Here is a 2,287-nt window from a genome sequence, read left to right as displayed (position 1 = left end):
GTCGCTGCCGACCTGCCCTCACGGTCGGCAGCTTCCGCAATCGAATCGCCATAATAGAGGTTCTTCAGAAAACCCAACCGCTCTTTCCGGCGATCCGCCAATCCCCAGCGACACACTTGGTTCACCATTGAGAGACAATTCATGAGCCTGCTACGAAATCGGTCTGACGGTGAATTGCCACCCAACTGCGAATTGACTTATAGTATAAATAGTTGGATAAATAAAAAGATTTTAGATGCGTCACATTTCATGTTGGTATGTGAGACGAAGAAAACTCCTCAAAACAGTTGGAGCGTCCAGTGCACTGTATGCGACCGTAGGAACCATCTCAGCGAAAAGTTCTGAGGGAGATAGTAACAGATTCAAGAAGGATATGCAACGTGCCTTATCGATTGGGAGTTCCCAGGGCAACAAAGGCATGGAAAAATTCTTCGAAGAAAATGGATATTCATATGCTTCAAAGACTGTTGAAGAATCTTTCTCCCTCGGACCAGATGATACTCAAACTGATGATGGGGGAACTCCGGAAATAGAGCCTGACGCAATCAATGACCCGCAGGACGGGGGAGTGAAAGTAACAATCGGAGCCACTGATGGTTCGGACGCCCCAGGTGATACGGACATGTATGCCTGGCTATCGGTTGCGTACAAGTTCTCAGCATCATGTGCTGGAAGTAGTTTTATCCCTGATAGTCATGGTGAAGATCCAAGAGACGCAGCTGGCATCGCATGGAACAGTCGGCAGAACGAATACTTCGAACTTGCCGATGGCGGTGGAGAGAGTGCGATGGACGCAAGTGGTCAAATGGATCACCATGTGAAATGGAACGAAGACCTGCATGAACCAACGGTTGGGAGAACATCGTTCAGATTCGACGATAAGGAGATCTATAACCTGTGGGAGGATGTAGCTGTAGATAATAATGACTGTGGACTACTCGATCCTGGAAAAACAGAAGAGGGAGTTTATCCTGCCGGAGTCTGTGGTGTCTATCTCTCCACTATTGGAGATTGGGAACCGGACCGTCGTGTCGTGCGAGCTTCATATACACATGCTCACGGAGTGCTTAATATTTCACCGACGTTGAGTTTCTCCGCATCTGGTCCAGCAATTGGATTCAGCCCTTCTATCGATATTACTGAACATAGAATTTCAACAGATTCTGACGGGAATAATCTTGAGGTGCATCAATCCGAGATCATATAGAAAAGTTGTTCTATTACTTCTAAATAGAAGCGATATGTATTTATAATTTTCATATGAAGATCAATATATGGTTTCAATAGTAGATTGTAAGTTGATGCTGTTCGGAATTCAATTATCGTTAATTGGTATAGCTGCCCTACAATTCGTCGCTATCTATAATGCTCTTTTCCCCCTATTTCTGGCCGGTCTGGTGTGCGTCGGAGTGGGGACTGTATTATCAATCATCGGGGTATTTCGATAATTGGTACGAGGGTGACTCCATGAGAATCCCGCTGAAATACCTGGAGCGTGAAGTATGCCATGGAGTCCCGAAGGTCGATCTATGACATGCACCTCCGAGTACAGGAGGGTGACGGACCTCGGATGCGAAGGAACAGGAGAATTGGGATCGCAGCCCGGCCGACCTTAATGATCAAGGAAACTTTTGAAAATCAAGGAACTTCTCACACCAGCTCTTTGCGAAACTGACTCGTTGTGTCACTTGATCAAATACGTCCTTGACGAGTTCGTGGAACTCGTCTTCGTTCTCAACGATGATCGGTGCCATCGTCCACTTGAGGTATTTCCAAACCTGTTCGATTGGGTTGAGATGCGGTGATCCTGAGGGAAGGAACACGAGATCGATGCCAAGTTGGTGCGCACGCTTGCGCGTGTATTCACAGATGTGGGAGCCGTGCTTGTCCAAGACGAGCAGAATCCGCTTGCCGGGATTCTGCTCGCGTACCGCCTCTAACACCTCGCAAATCCGCTCTTTCTCCTCGGTTTCTTTCCACTGGACCACACTGTTGCCGTTCACTGCGTAGAACCCAACCGCCGAGTCTTCTGTCTTCACTAACGGCCGCTCAACGTGTGGATCATCGACGTACCAGACACGTCGTGAATTATCATACGGTTGCGGTTGTGATGCATCGAAAAACCCGAGAACAGTGCCGCCATCTGTACAGATATCGTCGTCGACGATCCACCCTTCTTCATCATCTCCTTTACGTTTGTTATGGGGTTGATCATCTTCGTCGAGCGCGTCGTCGACGCGCTCTTCGAGAATCTCCTCTGGATTCTCCGGTCGCCATGGGCGTTTTG

The 2,287-nt window shown here is 48.1% G+C and carries 2 protein-coding genes; one reads left to right on the top strand and one right to left on the bottom strand.

Annotated elements, in window-relative coordinates; genetic code table 11:
- Positions 1 to 259: 259 nt before the first annotated feature.
- Positions 260 to 1,207 carry a hypothetical protein gene (locus BW940_RS21395; protein WP_139246303.1) on the top strand — a complete coding sequence of 316 codons (948 nt, stop codon included), beginning with the start codon at positions 260 to 262 and terminating at the stop codon, positions 1,205 to 1,207.
- Positions 1,208 to 1,619: 412 nt separating this feature from the next.
- On the opposite strand, the gene BW940_RS20710 is transcribed toward BW940_RS21395, so the two are convergent.
- A partial coding sequence (locus BW940_RS20710) for an IS630 family transposase (RefSeq protein ID WP_143823986.1) occupies positions 1,620 to 2,287 on the bottom strand: 668 nt, incomplete at its 5' end.

Source organism: Natronorubrum thiooxidans (assembly GCF_900156475.1).
Classification (GTDB): Archaea; Halobacteriota; Halobacteria; order Halobacteriales; family Natrialbaceae; genus Natronorubrum; species Natronorubrum thiooxidans.
The sequence above is the reverse complement of the archived record's forward strand: the minus strand, read 5'-3'. Positions and strand labels throughout refer to the sequence as shown.